The following is a 14791-nucleotide window of genomic DNA, read 5'->3' on the forward strand; positions in this document are numbered from 1 at the left end:
CATGGAAGGGTTGAACATGAAACGATCTCGTGCAATGTTGCTTTACGCCGTTTCGGCGGCCGGCCTGCTGGGCTTTTCGGTCTCGGCGTCGGCCGACTTCAGCGGTTACTACGGCGTTCCCGGTAGCTGGATACTCACCAATTCCTGCACTGCTCTTGGCGAATGTGGAACGGGAACCTACACCTCGGGCGCACCGGCCTCGGTCACGGTGATTGGCTCCGATGTGATCGGCTTTGGCGCGGGTGATCCGTTCGCTTCCCTGACCCGTTTCACGATTACTGCTGGGGGGGCTGGAACGGTTCGCTTCGACTGGAGCTACGAAACGCCCGATCCCGGCGATCCCTCCGCGACACCGCCTGTACCCGGTGCGTTTTTTGACCCCGCCGGTTATATGCTGAACGGTACCCCGGTACAGCTGACTGATACCGCAGGGGCAGACAGTCAGAGCGGGTCGTTTGATTTTTCGGTTGTCGCGGGCGATGTGTTCGGTTTCTATGTCGAGTCGATCGATAACCTGCAGGGGGCCGCAAAGTTCACGATCACGAACTTTCGGGCTCCGCTACCGCCTCCACCTCCGCCGGGGCTTCCGGAACCTGGTTCTATCGCCCTCCTTGCTTTAGGGTTGGTCGGGGTGGCGGCATCGCGCAAGCGAAAGCCGGTTTGATTTTTTGTTTCAATTCCTTGTGTCCGCAAGAACACCCCGCCGCCCAGCCGGTTCCGAACCGGTTGCGGCGGCGGCCAGGAAATGCCGACCAAAAAAGCGCAAGACGCTTGCTCATTGCCGTGTCGGCCGCTGATCGCATTGTGCTGCGGCTACCCATGCCAGGGACTGGCGCTCGCCTGACCCGCTCTGGCCAAGAAAAACAGCCCTCTTCTTTCTTGACAGCGACCAAACCTCGTCGGCTGAGCATTTTTCATTTGAGAAACCGTCCCGTCCCATTTCATTCCTGAAGGTCATTGCAATGAAAACTTTGATTGTTGGAGTTACTTTCGGTGTCGCCTTAACCGGCTTTTCACCAGGTGTGCTGGCGGGGTGTAGCACTGGACGCGTCAATGAGCCAGCGCTCACCACCTTGTTGAGAGACAATACCGTGTGTGTGCCGATGCAATGGCAGGAGCTTCACCGATCCGACGGCAAGTTGGTCGACTACAAGAGAGGTCCCGCCGACAAAATCGATCCTTCGGAGGTGGTGGGTACCTGGAGGGTGACAGGCTCCAACCGTGGCGCTTTCGTGACGCACGACTATGGCGGTGGCCATGTCTACACCTACTCGGTTTATAACAACGGCGATGGCACGCACAGCTTTTGCAGCGCCAATCCCGAGATCAAGGCCACGATCAAGCTGGGCGGCGGCGCCTGTTGAGAGGTCACTGGCGGCACGGCCGCGTACAGGAAAGAGGTCTGATTCAGTCCTGACCAGAGACTGCCCATGGCCATGCCTCCCAGACACCACTTCCTGCCCGAAGTCAAAGCGCAGTACGAGGCGCAACCCTATCCGGCCCGCGATCCGGCTGACGAGGGCAGGCGCCTGGTGCAGACCTGGCTCGACGACCTGCCGATGGTCAACCACTACTGCTTTGCCGGCCGGCAGACGTTCCGCGATCATTTCCGGGTGCTGGTTGCCGGCGGCGGCACCGGCGATGCGACCATTTTCCTGGCCGAACAACTCAAGGGCACCAACGCACGTATCGTCCATCTGGACATCAGCCAGGCCAGCCTGACGATTGCACGGGAACGTGCACGGGTACGCGGGCTGGGCAATATCGAATGGATCGGGGATTCTCTGCTCGACCTGCCCCGCCTGGCGCTGGAGCCTTTCGACTACATCAATTGCTGTGGCGTGTTGCATCACCTGGCCGATCCGGATGCCGGTCTGGAGGCGCTGCGCGCCGTTCTCAAGCCCGATGGCGCGATCGCCCTGATGCTGTATGCGAAGGCCGGTCGCACCGGCGTCTACCAGATGCAGGAACTGCTGCGCATGGTCAACGACGGCGAATCCGACCTGGCACGCAAGATCGCCAACACCCGGCAGATCCTGGACAGCCTGCCGGCCAGCAACTGGTTCCGGCGTGCAGAAGATCTCTACAACGATCATCGGCAGGGCGACGCCGGTCTGGTCGACCTGCTGCTGCATCCACAGGACCGCGCCTATTCCGTCGATGAACTGTTCGACTGGCTGGCGCGGGACGCCGATGGGAACGGCCACGGTCTGCACCTGCAATTCACCGACGTGCAACGCGGCCGCGCACCTTATCTGCCGCACATGGTGCTGGGCGTGAAACCGCCCGACATCCTGCGTGCGCTGCGCCAGTTGCCGCTCCGGCGGCAGTATGCCATGGCCGAGTTGCTCGGCGGCAGCATCACGATGCACGTGCTCTACGCGACCTCCAGCCCGGCCAGCACTGCGCCGTATGGCCATGCCGAGTACATCCCTTTCTTCTTTCATGAGCCGCTCGATGGCGAAACCGTCGCGCGGGTATTCGGCAGTGGCCGTGGCCAGCCGTTTCTGCTGCAGCACCAGCATTCCGGCGTTGCGCTGACCGTCAATCCCGGCCGTTACGGGCCGCAGATCCTGCGCCTGATCGATGGCCGGCGCAGTTTCGGCGAGATCTTCGAGCAGTTCCGCCGCGACTGGCACGGCAAGGCCCAGGCGCCGGACGACGGCGCCCTGTTCGCCGATTTCTCCGAGACCTACGACACGCTCAATGCCATCGAGCGCTTGCTGTTGCGGCATCCGGTAGCCGCTCCGGCGTCCGCCGGCCGATAAGCTGGAACGCGCCCGGACCTGCGTCACGCATGCCGTGATGGCGGCAGACCTTCTTCGTTCCGTGCGGCTGTTCAGGGTTGCCGGTGACGAGTGTGAACATTGACAGTGCCCGTCCGGCACGCAGATACTACCTTCCCTACGGGTGACTTTCCGTCCATGGATTCGCCGATGTCAGTAGAAGATTACCGTCGCTGGAAGGATCTGGACTACACCCCGGCAAGCCGCGATGTCGTGCCAGCGTCTTTGGCCGGGCGAGTCCATGCCGGGCAACGGGCGCTGGACGTTGGCTGTCATCACGGCGCGGCGAGTTTCTTCATGGCGTCGATCGGTTTGCGGGTGCTGGGTATCGATATCAATCCGCAGGCCGTTGAAGTGGCCCGGCGGCGGCCTTTGGGTTCCCTCGGGCCTTGGCCCGAGTTCGTCGTTGCCGACTTTCTGGCCGATCGCTTCGCCGAGCCGACGAGCTTCGACGTCGTCGTCCTCAACCGCTTTCTCACCTGCCTGCCGGCGTTGCCGGATTGGCAAAGTGGCCTCGAACGGGCACGGGAGCTCCTGATCGACGGGGGGATCCTCTATGTCAATGATTTTCTCCTCATGCCGGCGTGTGATCACAATCGCAGCCGGTACGTGCAGGGCTACGCGCGCGCGGGGCGCTGGGGAAACTTCGCGGTCCTCGATGAACAGGATCAGGCCAGTTTTGTCGCTCATCACCACAGTGCCCAGGAACTGCGGCGGATCGCGGCCCCCTATCGGCTGGCCTGTCTGCGGCGCTACTCGACGCGCTCACGGAATGGATACCCGAGCCGGATGTTCGAACTGATCGGCGTGCTCAAACCCTGCCCGCTCCGGATCGGCTGACCAGGGCTGGCCAGAGGGATGATCACCGCGAGCCGCACCATTCTTGGCCTCTATCATGGCTACAACGCCAATGCGTGCGTTCTCGTCGACGGGCAGCCGGTGGTGGTGGTCGAGAAGGAACGACACGCACGGGTCAGGCATGCCCATGGCCCGTCTCCCGAATGCGTGCAGGACAGTCTGCGCCGGGCCGGCCTGGGCATCGCCGACGTCGATTGCGTCGCTTTCTGCGGGGCTTCCGACCTCGATACCGACTATGGCTATGACGTTCCCGTTCCGGCCGATGCGCGGACACGCTTTCCCGCCAGACTCGGGACACGATTGCTGTCGTCCGAATGTTGCCGGGAAACCTCGCTCCGCGTTCTCGACCGGGTGCTTCCCGCGGTGATCGTCGAACACCATGTCGCACACGGCGCCTGCGCGTTCTATACCTCGGGTTTCGAGCAGAGTCTGGTGCTGGCCTTCGACGGGCTCGGCGATTTCGGCCGCTCCTGTCTGATCATGCGCGGCGAACGGACGCAACTGGACTGCCTCGAGTCGGTCCCTTTGCGCATCGGGCTGGCGTTCAGGAAGGCCGGCACGCACCTGTATCGACTGCACGGCGGCAAGGGTTTCGATGCCGCCGGCAAGCTGATGGCACTCGCCGCTTTCGGCGAGCCGCGCTATCTGGCCGCCGCCCGCCTGTTCATCGACCACGTCGATCGATCGACGGGCGCGCGCGATTGGCTCCTCCCCGAAATGGGCAACCTTCGCCCAGGTGCGTTGAGCGATCTCGACAGCCAGCAGGCGCGGGATTTCGCTGCCTCGCTGCAAGCAGTTGCCAGTGCGGCAACGCTCGCACTCCTCAGGCGCTACGTACGCCCGGGCGATCATCTCTGTCTGGCCGGAGGGTGCGCGCTGAATGTGATCATCAACCGGGATCTCCTGCGCGAGTTGCCGCTGGCCGCACTGTACATTCCTCCCTGCCCGCACGATGGCGGTCTTGGGCTGGGCGCCGGGCTCTACTTGCGCAGCCACATCGAGGGCCGGCAGAGCAAGATCGACGGGCTGGACCCGTTTCTGGGACTGACCGACCTTGATGCCGTGTGTCGCAGCGAACTGCCGCTGGTGGCGAACGACGGTCTCCCCGCCATGACCATCGCCGACCTCGGGAGCGAACGTCAGGTCGAGGCAGCGGTGCGCCTGCTGGCGCAGGGTGAAGTCATCGGCTGGTGTCACGGTCGTTCGGAACTGGGTCCGCGCGCACTCGGCAACCGCAGCTTTCTGGCCGACCCCGCGCGCGACTGGATGTGTGCTCACCTCAACAAACGCGTCAAGCACCGCGAGTCGTTTCGCCCTTATGGCCTGTCGCTGCGGGAAGAGAACGTGACGCGCGTCTTTGAGACGGCGCTATGCTCGCCCTACATGATGATCGCAGGCACCCTGCGCGAGCACTGGCGCAACGCCCTTCCCGCCGTCGTTCATGTCGACGGAAGCACGCGTGTGCATACGGTGTCGCGCCGTGCCAATCCCCTTTTCTGGAACCTTCTGGCTGTATTCGAGGCGGCGACCGGTGTTCCGGGCCTGCTCAACACTTCGTACAACCTGCCTGGCGAACCCATTGCGGAAACCGTGACCGATTGCCTGCGGGTATTCTGCGATACATCGATCAGGCACCTGTTTGTCGGTGGGCAGCAACTGAGCAAGCACTGATGGCCGGCGAAAACACCCTTTTCATCAGTTACGCCCACCGCGACGAAATCTGGAAAGACGAACTGCTGGTTCAACTGCGTGCCCTCGGCCGTGCCGTTCCGCTGGACATCTGGGATGACCGCCGTATCAGGCAGGGCGAGGACTGGTATCGCGAAATCAGGAATGCCGTGGCGAAGGCGCGCTTCGCCATCTGCCTGATTACCGGGCATTTCCTCGGTTCTTCATTCTGCATGGATGAAGAAATCCCCGAGCTGCTGCGCCGACGTCAGGACGAGGGCCTGGAGCTGCTGCCGATCCTGATCGAAAACTGTCCGTGGGAAGCGCATCTGTGGCTGAAGCCCTTGCAAATGCTGCCGCGCGACGGCAAGACGGTCAAGGTGGACTTTCGGGACGAGCACGAAACCGTATTCAGCGCCGTCGCGAAGCGGATATACGAGGCGCTTCAGGGGCCGGCAGTGGCGCCGGCGAACGCGCCCGGATTGCCGACCATGCCGGCCGCCGCCGCCGCGCCAAACGACACTCAGCGTCTGCCGCCGGCCACCTCGCGCCTGCTCGGCCGTCACCATGAGCTGCTGGTTCTCATGGACGCACTGCACAATCCCGACGGTGGCGTCGTCGTTCTCCACGGCTGGGGGGGTGTCGGCAAAACGGGCCTGGTGCGCGCCTGGGTCGACGCGCTTCCACAGCATCCCGGAGCAAATACCAGGCCGGTGTTTGCCTGGTCCTTCGGCAATCAATCGGCCAGCGACCGTGAGACCTCGGCGGACAGCTTTGCGATTGCCGCGTTGCGTTTTTTTGGCGATGGTTCACCGCTTCAGGGCTTGCCCTGGGAAAAGGGTGAGCGCCTGGCAGGGCTCGTTGCCGGCCGGCGCGGAATCATCATTCTCGACGGTCTCGAACCCCTGCAATGCCGGGACGGGACACTGCGCGATCCGATCATCTTGAGCCTGCTGCGCCAATTCGCGTCTCGGTGCGGCGGGCTGTGTGTCGTGACCAGCCGCCTGGCGCTGGCCGATTTTGCCGAAGAGGACGACCGATCGGGTGTCAGGCACCAGAATGTGGAAGAGATTTCTCCTTCTGTCGGCCGTGCACTGCTACGCAGTCGGGGGGTCGAAGGCCGCGACCAGGATCTCGAAGAACTGGTCACGGCCTTCGGAGGCCAGGCCCTGGCGGTTGAGTTGCTGGCTTCCTGTCTTCACCGCAGCGGCCGGCCGGACATCCCCGCAAAGACAGCCTCGGTGGTCGGTGCCCAGAGCCAACACGCACGGCGTGTACTCGCATGGCTCGCACAACAGTTCGGCAATGGCGCCGAAGTGGGTTTTTTGCGCGTACTCGCCCTGTTCGACGGGCCCGTCGGCATGGATGAACTCGATACCCTGCTCGGGCCACCGGTGTTGTCCGGTGCGACCGAGTTCATGCAAGGTGCGCCGACGACGTTCCTGTTCCAGTTGATCCAGAAACTGCGCTCCGAGCGGCTGATCACGGTCAGTGATCACGACCCACTCACGCTGGACATGCACCCCATGGTTCGTGAGTACTTCGCCGACGATTGGGCGCGTACTGATCGGGCGGCTTTCCTTGCCGGACACCGGCGTCTGTATGAATACCATCGTGCCCGCGTGCCTGCCGAACCAGCGAGTGCCGACGACTTCGAACGGCTCTTCATTGCCGTTGGCCAAGGCCTTCAGAGCGGTCTGTACAAGGAGGCTTACGAATTGTACCGGCAGGCGGTCGCTCATCGGGGCTTCTCCCTGTTGCCCCCGGAGCATGGCCTGATTGGACTGGAGCTGTCGGCCCTGGCCGGTTTTTTTACGAAGCGATGGTCAAGCCTGGTGGGCGAGCTGTCGTGCGTTGCCCGAGTGGATATTCTCCGTCGCGTCTCGGAGTGCCTGCAGGCGATGGGGCGCGTGGCCGAGGCCGAGGAACCGCTGCTGGAATGTCTGGCTTTCGCGCAGGACGGCGCCGAGGAGGACACTGCAGCGGACACCGCTCATCGCCTGAGTACCGTTTACCTTGTCCTCGGCGATCTGCCACGAGCGAGACACTATTCCAGGATCAGCGTCGCACATTTTGCGGGTCGGCGCCCGGATCGACGTATGGTGTATTCCCTGTGCCGACACGGAGACATTCTCCAGCTGATGGGCGAGAGGAGCGAAGCCGAAGCCACTCTCGAACGCGCTGAGCTGCTCAACGCGCAGATCGATCCGGATCATCCGGCGCTGCACGGTATCGAGAGTTTCTGGAAGTGTGATTTCCTCATCATGCAGGTCCAGGAGTCGCTCTTCGCGGCGGGGCATGACCGGCCGGACGTGGAGGGTCTGCTGGCGCGGCTGCAGGAAGTTCGCCGGCGCGCCATGCTTGCCGTTGCCAGCGATCTGGAAGACGCCTTTCTGGTCGCTCTCCACCATATCTGCATCGGGCGCGCCGCCATGCTCCGGGCATTGCTCGGCCGGCGCCACAGTCTGGCTGAGGCCGGCGAAGCGCTCGATCGCGGTGTCAACGACCTGCGTCAGTCGGGGCAGCAACACTGGTTGCCGCGCGGGTTGCTGGCGCGCGCCGCGTTCCGCCGCGAGTCGGGGCGACTCGCCGAGGCCGAAGCGGACATTCTCGAAGCGCGCAAAATTGCCGAGAAACGGCGCATGACCCCGATGCAGCTGCACATCGCCGATTGCCTGATCGAGCACGCTCGCGTGGCCCTTGCCAGGGGCGACCTGGCCACCGCGGCTGACCGTTGTCGGGATGCCCGTCTCCTGGTGGATACGATGCGCTATCACAGTCGGGACAGCGCCCTGGCAGCCGTCGAAACCGGCCTGTCGTTGCCTCAACGGTCATGAATGACCGACAGGTTCTCGTCGTTTTGGCCGGGCCAGGTCTTCGCGCTCACTGGCGACTTTTTTGAGCGCTTCCTTGACTGCTTCCGGCATCATCGCGTAGGTCATCAGGCTGGAGCCGATGCACACCAGCCAGAAGAGCAGAAAGCCGGTCGAGTAGGTGGCGATCGCCGACCATTGCACCAGTTCCCCGAACAGGTATAACTGCGCCGGATCGATCATCGTGAAGAAGATCACCTCGGCGATTCCCGCGGCGATGAACGCCGGCCACATTACCCAGATCACGTGTTTCATGCTGTTATCTCCATTAATGTGAAAGTCGCGTTAGCGACTCATGAATCTCCCCTCCCCACTTGCGGGGGAGGGGTCGGGGGAGAGGGAAACGGTCATGACTTTCATGATCGGGGGTGCCTGGAAAAGTCATGACCGTTAGTGCGCTTGCAGGCCAGCGCCAATCGATTTCCCGACGCGGCAAGGGCTGGGCGTCAGGGCATCCTGCCTGGACTGGCCACGAACAACTGCGGATCGACCATCGCCCCGTTGAGGATCACGCTCCAGTGCAGATGTGGACCGGTGGCGCGACCGCTCATTCCGGACAGGCCGAGTCGTTGCCCCTTGCCGACCGTCTCCCCAGGCTGTACATCGATGCGCTCGAGGTGGCAGTACATGCTGATCAGGCCGTTGCCGTGGTCGACAAACACGGTCTGGCCGTTGAAGAAATAATCACCGGTGGCGAGCACGATGCCATGCGCGCTGGATTTGACGACGCCGCCGCGCGGCGAGGCGATGTCGAAGCCCGCGTGCGGTGAACGCGCCTCGCCGTTGAAGAAGCGACGTACCCCGAAGCGGCCGGTGAGGCGGCCCGTCGCGGGCAGGACGAAGTCGGTGTCGGTATCGTCTGCATCGCGCCAATGGCGCTTGATGGCCTGGATGGCGGCGATTTCACCTTCAACGCGCGCCAGATCGCCGACCGAGAGCTGTACCTTGCTGCTGTCCTTGAGCGTGATCCTTTGTTCCGGATAATCCTTGTGATCGACTCTGAACTGCACGTTACGCGATTTTCCCTGTTCAGTCGCCGTCTCCCTTTCCTCCACCCGCAGCGCGTATGTCCCTGGGGACGTGTCCAGCGCCAGGCCGACGACGCCGACCCATTGACCGGCGTCGGCAGCGACCAGCACCGGCTGTTCGCCGAGCCAGGCGCGTGGCGGTCTGGCGCCCGCCGCGATGGGTCCAAGCGAAACCACCGCCACGCCGCCGGGGACGCTGGCTGCTCTGGGCAAGGCGGCGTGCGTGAGCGAGGGCAACAGCAGGGGAAGCAAGCATCGCAAACACAGGGCGATACGCTGGCCAAGCGGCATGGCATTCACCCCGCTACAGCGACGCAGCGCTGAAAGTGTCGCACTGGCGGACATCACCGCTCTCCATTCCCCGCCTGAACCAGCGCACGCGTTGTTCGGAAGTGCCGTGGGTGAAGGATTCCGGGACAATCTGGCCCTGTGTCTGGCGTTGCAGGCGGTCGTCGCCGATCGCAGAGGCTGCGGTCAGCGCCTGCTCGGTCTCGCCCGGTTCAAGGATCTTCTGCATCCTGTCCGCGCGATGGCCCCAGACACCGGCAAAGCAGTCGGCCTGCAGTTCGAGTCGCACCGATAGCGCATTGGCGGCGGCCCGGTTGCCGCTTTTCTGCTGTGCCGCATGCACCTTGTCCGCAATGCCCAGCAGGTGCTGTACGTGATGACCGACTTCGTGGGCGATCACGTACGCCTGGGCGAACTCGCCGGGTGCGTGAAAGCGTTCCCTGAGATCACGGTAGAACGCCAGGTCGATGTAGACCTTCTGATCGGACGGGCAATAAAAGGGACCCATGGCAGATTTGCCCGTGCCGCATGCGGTCGGTGTGGCACCGGTGAACAGGACCAGTTTGGGTTCCTGGTAACGGCGGCCGGCCTCACGAAAGACCGTTTGCCAGGTCGTTTCGGTACTGCCGAGCACTTTGGCGACAAAGCTCGCCATTTCATCGTTGACCGGTGGCTTCGGTGCAGGGCGTGCTGCGGATGAAGTGGGGTGGCTGCTGTTCGAAACCAGTCCAAGGATCACCGACGGGTCGATGCCGAAAAAATAGCCGGCGGCGATGGCGACCAGCAGCGTCCCGATGCCGACGCTGCCGGCCCCGACGCCGCCGCCCCCGCGCCGATCCTCGACGTTCTGACTCTCGCTCTGATCATCCAGGCGCATGGCTTATTCCCGAGACACGCATTGCAATGCTGCCGATGTTAACAGAACCTGGGCAAGATGACAGCACCGAAAGACACTCAAAATATCATGGTTGTATTTCCCGACGGGAAGGCCTAAAGTGGCTTCGCCAATGTCGGCAGCCACAAGGAGAAGCGTATGGGGAAACTAACCACCGGCCTGTTGGCCGTGGCGCTGGCGCTATCGAGTGCACATGCTGTCGCCTGCTCGGCTGAAAAAGCCAAGGATGGGCAAACCGAAATGAGCACTCCTGCCAAACCCAAGACCTGACTTGTCGGTGTAAGCAACACGCGCGGCGCGTACCTCTGGTATCGCGCCGCGTTACGTTTCAGCTCATTGTCGTCCGGTCACGGGCGAGGAATACTCAGCATGGCTCAACTCGTTCTCCTGCCCGGCAAGGATCGCTCGCTTGCTCGTCGCCATCCCTGGATTTTTGCGGCCGCGGTCGAGAAGCTCAGCGGTCGCGCGCGACCGGGCGATACCGTCGATGTCGTCGCTGCCAATGGACGTCCGCTGGCAAAAGCGGCGTGGAGCCCCGAATCGAAAATCCGCGCCCGCGTGTGGACCTTCGACCCCGACGAGATCGTCGACGATGCTTTCTTCAAACGCCATATCCAGGCCGCCGTCGAACGCCGCTGGCTGACACCGGAATTGCGCGGGCAGGACGGTCTGCGGCTGGTCCATGGCGAGTCCGATGGTTTGCCGGGCCTGATTGCCGACCGCTACGGCGACACCGTCGTACTGCAACTGACGGCGACCGGCCCCGAGAAATGGCGGCAGGCGATCATCCAGGCGCTGCAGCGTGCGACTGGCTGTGCGCGCATCTACGAGCGTTCGGATTCGCAGGTACGCCGCCTCGAAGGGTTGCCGCCGGTGACCGGCTGGGTGTTCGGTGCGGCGCCCGCAGAAAAACTCTGCATCGTCGAGAACGGCGTGCGCATGCAGGTCGACGTCGTTGCCGGCCACAAGACCGGTTTCTATCTCGACCAGCGTGACAACCGCCTGCTGACGCGCACCCTGGCTGCTGACCGCACGACGCTCAATGGTTTCTGCTACACCGGTGGATTCTCGCTGCAGGCGCTTGCCGGCGGTGCCCGTAGCGTCCTTTCGATCGACTCGTCGGGGCCGGCGCTGGCGACGGCCATCGACAACCTGGCGCTCAACCCGCAACTCGACGCGAACCGGGCCGAGTGGCGCGAGGCCGACGTGTTCACCGAATTGCGCGCGCTGAAGAGCGCCGGGCAGCATTTCGACCTGATCATTCTCGACCCGCCCAAGTTCGCCCCGTCGGCGGCGCATGCCGAGCGCGCTGCACGCGCCTACCGGGACATCAATGCTTATGCCTTCCGTCTGCTCAATCGCGGCGGCCTGCTGATGAGCTACTCGTGTTCGGGGGGCATCAGCAGCGAGCACTTTCAGCGCATCATCACCGATGCCGCCGTCGATGCCGGCCGTGACGCGCGTATCCTGCGCCGCCTCGCCGCGCCGCCGGATCATCCGGTGGCGCTGCATTTCAGCGAAGGGGAATATCTCAAGGGCCTGCTCTGCCAGGTCGATTGAGCCCGGCGCGCTAGCTGCCCCCCCAGATCTGCCTGACGCGCGCGTCGCGGCCGCAGCCCTGACGGTAATAGGCATAGCGGATCGGGTTTTTCCTGTAGTAGTCCTGGTGATACTCCTCGGCCAGGTAGAAGGCGGTGGCGGCGACGATCTCGGTCTCGATACGCGGCAGCTTGCCACTCGCGAGCAGGGCGTCACGGCTGCTTTCGGCGGCCTTGCGCTCGGCCTCGTTCTGCCAGTAGATGCCGCTGCGGTATTGCGTGCCGATGTCGCAGAACTGCCGGTTCCTGACGGTCGGATCGATGTGCCGCCAGAAATAGTCGAGGAGTTGTGGATAGCTGACCTTCTGGGGGTCATAGCTGACGCGGATGGCTTCGGTATGTCCGGTATTGCCTGCACTGACCTGTTCGTAGCTCGGGTTGACGGTCTGGCCACCGGTATAGCCGGACTCGGCGCCGAGCACGCCCGGCAGTTTCTCGAAATCCGCCTCGATGCACCAGAAGCAGCCGCCAGCAAAAATCGCTGTCCTGATCTCGGCGTTCTTGCCGGTCGGCGGGTCGGCGGCGCCGGCACCGCCGCCTGGTGTCAACAGTCCCAGTGCCAGCAGCCCCAGCGCTGCCATCAGCAGGCGCGCGCTCATGTCCGCAAGGCCGGCAGCGGTTCGGCGCGCGGCACGAACTGCAGGGCCACGCCGTTGTTGCAGTAGCGCTTGCCGGTGGGCTTGGGACCGTCATTGAAGACATGCCCCTGATGGCCGCTGCAGCGGGCGCAGTGGTACTCGGTGCGCGGATAGATGAGCTTGAAGTCGGTCTTGGTGGCCACCGCCTCCGGTAGGGGTTGCCAGAAGCTGGGCCAGCCGGTACCGCTCTCGTATTTTGCTGAACTGTCGAAGAGCGGCAGGTGGCAGGCGGCACAGATGAAGGTGCCGTCGCGTTTTTCCTGGTTCAATGGGCTCGTTCCAGGGCGTTCGGTGTCTTCCTCGAAGAGCACACGATAAGCGGGCAGTGGCAGCAGGGTAGCCCATTCGGCTTGCGATTTCCGCAGTTTATTGCCGGTAGCCTCGCTGGCCCAGACCGGGCCGGGGGCGGCTATCGGCAGGATGAAGGCGGGTATGCCGCCCAACCATTTCAGTGTTTGACGACGATCCATGATGTTCTCCAGTAAAACGGTTTGCGAATTCCCGCTGGCCAGGCACAGTCGGGCGTCAGTAACGTTCGGCCGAAAAGCGCCGCGTCGGTTCCTCAAACCAGCGACTTGCCAGCAAACGTCTGACCAGGCGGGGCAGGGTAGGGCAGCGAAGCTCTTCTGGCGAAGGTGTGCTCTATGGTCGTTGTCAGGAGAAGAATCCTTACGTTCTTCTTCGCATCGCCGATCCTTGCCCTGGGGGTGACTTCCGACATTTGCAACGGTGTGTTGGCAACCAATAAAACTGTCCGGTTTTGTAGCACATGAATTGTCCGATTTCCCCGCCCCGGGCGGCTGCGGCGGACCTACGCAGCCGCCTTCAAATTCAGAGGTATGACGTTGCCGGCCTGATCATAGTCAGCCAACTTGCGCGGGCCGTGCAAGATCGCCAGCGTGTGGTCAGTACGGCGCAGCACCGCCACCTTGGCCTTGACGTAGTGGCAGCGATGACGATCAGCGGGAACCTGCCACTTCATCCCCTCGAAGCTGACGCCGTGGTCGTTGCCGACGCTGCGCTCGAACCGCTCGCAGAGGAGGTCGTCGAGCGCGCCGCCGATCCAGCCGACGAAGGCGCGACCTTCTTCCATCGCCGGCGGCATGAACTCGGCGTTGAAGGCCGACCGATAGATTTCGCTCAGGTAGCGGTTGGCGTCCGCCAGGTCGGTGATCCCGGCCAGCGCCCGTTCCCGCGGCAGGCGGTCCTGATGGGGGCGAAATAGGCGCTCCGAGCGCCCGCGGGCTTCCGGCGAGTAGGCGGCCATCCTCTCGATTCCGAGGCGCTTCAGGGTCTGCCCGAATGGTGTCAGGTTTTGCTTGTCCACCTGGCCACCGGCTTCCGGCGTATGCCAATAGTGGCTGCCTCGGTCGGAGTAAACGCTCGAAAAGAGCCCCCGCGATTCGATAACTTCCCGTACGCCCCGCAGGCTGCTCATCGTGCCTTCTTCCTCCACGAAAAACATCGAGGAGGGCTCGTTGGTCGCGTCATCCATCGTCACGATCCAATCCCATGGCTGGCCAGCGACCCATTCGTGCGTGCTCCCGTCCTGATCAATCCTCAATCCCGGCTACGGCGAACGCTCCCGGCGCTTCCTGTGCGCCCCACGGGCCTTGGCCTTGGGAACCCGGGCGGCTTCCTGCAGCCGACTCTTCACCCACGGGTAGCTGCAGGCGCCACCATTGACTTGTTCCCTACAGAAAGAGAATGAATCTCTTGACCCAGTGGATATATTGTGCTTCAGTGCGTATGCTGTAATGGCGCAAGCGGAGCTGATCACGCACCTGGTCGAGAAGCTTGGGTGGGGAGGGGGAGTTTCCGGTTTCGGCAGGCGTATTCTCCGAACCGGAAGGGGTGTCTACCGGCGGTCCTGGGGTGTTTTCCGGAGGGGTTCCTGGTGTATTCACGGGCAGAAATTCGTTATGAATCTGTGTGTTGTTCTCACGAACCCGTAGTATACACCTCAATGTGTTCCGGTATACACCTTGATGAGTCTGGAACTACCCCTGGGAACACCCCTCGTGAAAAAGTGGATTGCACCGAAATCGGTGTTCACTATACGTTGAACTAAAGCGCTGCGCGCTGGTGTAGGCACCCCACCGCAGCCCACCGCTCCTTCTCTTCTCGCTGTCGCCCCCTGAATTCGCTTTCGCCGTGAC

The 14791-nt window shown here is 63.1% G+C and carries 14 protein-coding genes and 1 pseudogene; 8 read left to right on the forward strand and 7 right to left on the reverse strand.

Annotated features, from left to right (window positions below; translation table 11 throughout):
* The first annotated feature begins 16 nt into the window (after positions 1-16).
* From V5B39_RS01225 to V5B39_RS01250, 6 genes are all read left to right on the forward strand, one after another.
* On the forward strand, positions 17-664 hold the full coding sequence (locus V5B39_RS01225; protein ID WP_332340772.1) for a PEP-CTERM sorting domain-containing protein: 648 nt from the start codon (positions 17-19) through the stop codon (positions 662-664).
* Between the two features lie 298 nt (positions 665-962).
* Positions 963-1364 carry a hypothetical protein gene (locus V5B39_RS01230; protein WP_332340773.1) on the forward strand — a complete coding sequence of 134 codons (402 nt, stop codon included), beginning with the start codon at positions 963-965 and terminating at the stop codon, positions 1362-1364.
* 66 nt (positions 1365-1430) lie between these two features.
* Positions 1431-2768 (forward strand): class I SAM-dependent methyltransferase, encoded by a 1338-nt coding sequence (locus V5B39_RS01235; RefSeq protein ID WP_332340774.1) that lies wholly within the window; start codon positions 1431-1433, stop codon positions 2766-2768.
* A gap of 168 nt (positions 2769-2936) precedes the next feature.
* Complete coding sequence (locus V5B39_RS01240; RefSeq protein ID WP_332340775.1) at positions 2937-3626, forward strand: class I SAM-dependent methyltransferase; 690 nt, start codon at positions 2937-2939, stop codon at positions 3624-3626.
* A gap of 18 nt (positions 3627-3644) precedes the next feature.
* The gene (locus V5B39_RS01245; RefSeq protein WP_332340776.1) at positions 3645-5315 is read left to right on the forward strand and encodes a carbamoyltransferase C-terminal domain-containing protein; all 1671 of its coding nucleotides are present in this window, start codon (positions 3645-3647) and stop codon (positions 5313-5315) included.
* Complete coding sequence (locus V5B39_RS01250; RefSeq protein ID WP_332340777.1) at positions 5315-8149, forward strand: TIR domain-containing protein; 2835 nt, start codon at positions 5315-5317, stop codon at positions 8147-8149. The genes V5B39_RS01245 and V5B39_RS01250 overlap by 1 nt, the downstream gene beginning before the upstream one ends.
* On the opposite strand, the gene V5B39_RS01255 is transcribed toward V5B39_RS01250, so the two are convergent.
* The 3 genes from V5B39_RS01255 to ypfJ form a co-directional block, all read right to left on the reverse strand.
* On the reverse strand, positions 8144-8440 hold the full coding sequence (locus V5B39_RS01255; protein WP_332340778.1) for a hypothetical protein: 297 nt from the start codon (positions 8438-8440) through the stop codon (positions 8144-8146). The two genes, V5B39_RS01250 and V5B39_RS01255, sit on opposite strands and share 6 nt — an antisense overlap.
* A 191-nt stretch (positions 8441-8631) precedes the next feature.
* Positions 8632-9558: a peptidoglycan DD-metalloendopeptidase family protein gene (locus V5B39_RS01260; protein ID WP_332340779.1), complete on the reverse strand. Its 927-nt coding sequence runs from the start codon at positions 9556-9558 to the stop codon at positions 8632-8634.
* Positions 9518-10378: a KPN_02809 family neutral zinc metallopeptidase gene (gene ypfJ / locus V5B39_RS01265; RefSeq protein ID WP_332340780.1), complete on the reverse strand. Its 861-nt coding sequence runs from the start codon at positions 10376-10378 to the stop codon at positions 9518-9520. The genes V5B39_RS01260 and ypfJ overlap by 41 nt, the downstream gene beginning before the upstream one ends.
* Before the next feature lie 156 nt (positions 10379-10534).
* On the opposite strand from ypfJ, the gene V5B39_RS01270 reads away from it, so the two are divergent.
* Together V5B39_RS01270 and V5B39_RS01275 are read left to right on the forward strand one after the other, a co-directional pair.
* Complete coding sequence (locus V5B39_RS01270) at positions 10535-10666, forward strand: hypothetical protein (protein ID WP_332340782.1); 132 nt, start codon at positions 10535-10537, stop codon at positions 10664-10666.
* Positions 10667-10765: 99 nt separating this feature from the next.
* Positions 10766-11956 carry a class I SAM-dependent rRNA methyltransferase gene (locus V5B39_RS01275; protein WP_332340784.1) on the forward strand — a complete coding sequence of 397 codons (1191 nt, stop codon included), beginning with the start codon at positions 10766-10768 and terminating at the stop codon, positions 11954-11956.
* 10 nt (positions 11957-11966) lie between these two features.
* Here V5B39_RS01275 and msrA read toward each other — a convergent pair whose 3' ends face one another.
* The 4 genes and pseudogenes from msrA to V5B39_RS01295 all read right to left on the reverse strand — a co-directional run.
* Positions 11967-12593: a peptide-methionine (S)-S-oxide reductase MsrA gene (gene msrA, locus V5B39_RS01280; RefSeq protein ID WP_332340786.1), complete on the reverse strand. Its 627-nt coding sequence runs from the start codon at positions 12591-12593 to the stop codon at positions 11967-11969.
* The gene (gene msrB, locus V5B39_RS01285; protein ID WP_332340788.1) at positions 12590-13102 is read right to left on the reverse strand and encodes a peptide-methionine (R)-S-oxide reductase MsrB; all 513 of its coding nucleotides are present in this window, start codon (positions 13100-13102) and stop codon (positions 12590-12592) included. Before msrB ends, msrA begins: the two co-directional genes overlap by 4 nt.
* Before the next feature lie 341 nt (positions 13103-13443).
* Entirely contained in the window at positions 13444-14127 is a 684-nt protein-coding gene (locus V5B39_RS01290; RefSeq protein ID WP_332340790.1) for a hypothetical protein, read from the reverse strand.
* 205 nt (positions 14128-14332) lie between these two features.
* Positions 14333-14416 (reverse strand): annotated as a pseudogene (locus V5B39_RS01295) (phage integrase N-terminal SAM-like domain-containing protein); the annotation flags it as partial.
* Between the last annotated feature and the right edge of the window lie 375 nt (positions 14417-14791).

The organism is Accumulibacter sp. (assembly GCF_036625275.1).
In the GTDB taxonomy this organism is placed as follows: domain Bacteria; phylum Pseudomonadota; class Gammaproteobacteria; order Burkholderiales; family Rhodocyclaceae; genus Accumulibacter.

Bases quoted from the DNA above. Each gene is read 5' to 3' on its own strand.
- V5B39_RS01225 (WP_332340772.1), top strand. From the start codon at position 17: ATGAAACGATCTCGTGCAATGTTGCTTTACGCCGTTTCGGCGGCCGGC.
- V5B39_RS01230 (WP_332340773.1), top strand. From the start codon at position 963: ATGAAAACTTTGATTGTTGGAGTTACTTTCGGTGTCGCCTTAACCGGC.
- V5B39_RS01235 (WP_332340774.1), top strand. From the start codon at position 1,431: ATGGCCATGCCTCCCAGACACCACTTCCTGCCCGAAGTCAAAGCGCAG.
- V5B39_RS01240 (WP_332340775.1), top strand. From the start codon at position 2,937: ATGTCAGTAGAAGATTACCGTCGCTGGAAGGATCTGGACTACACCCCG.
- V5B39_RS01245 (WP_332340776.1), top strand. From the start codon at position 3,645: ATGATCACCGCGAGCCGCACCATTCTTGGCCTCTATCATGGCTACAAC.
- V5B39_RS01250 (WP_332340777.1), top strand. From the start codon at position 5,315: ATGGCCGGCGAAAACACCCTTTTCATCAGTTACGCCCACCGCGACGAA.
- V5B39_RS01255 (WP_332340778.1), bottom strand. From the start codon at position 8,440: ATGAAACACGTGATCTGGGTAATGTGGCCGGCGTTCATCGCCGCGGGA.
- V5B39_RS01260 (WP_332340779.1), bottom strand. From the start codon at position 9,558: ATGTCCGCCAGTGCGACACTTTCAGCGCTGCGTCGCTGTAGCGGGGTG.
- ypfJ (WP_332340780.1), bottom strand. From the start codon at position 10,378: ATGCGCCTGGATGATCAGAGCGAGAGTCAGAACGTCGAGGATCGGCGC.
- V5B39_RS01270 (WP_332340782.1), top strand. From the start codon at position 10,535: ATGGGGAAACTAACCACCGGCCTGTTGGCCGTGGCGCTGGCGCTATCG.
- V5B39_RS01275 (WP_332340784.1), top strand. From the start codon at position 10,766: ATGGCTCAACTCGTTCTCCTGCCCGGCAAGGATCGCTCGCTTGCTCGT.
- msrA (WP_332340786.1), bottom strand. From the start codon at position 12,593: ATGAGCGCGCGCCTGCTGATGGCAGCGCTGGGGCTGCTGGCACTGGGA.
- msrB (WP_332340788.1), bottom strand. From the start codon at position 13,102: ATGGATCGTCGTCAAACACTGAAATGGTTGGGCGGCATACCCGCCTTC.
- V5B39_RS01290 (WP_332340790.1), bottom strand. From the start codon at position 14,127: ATGGATGACGCGACCAACGAGCCCTCCTCGATGTTTTTCGTGGAGGAA.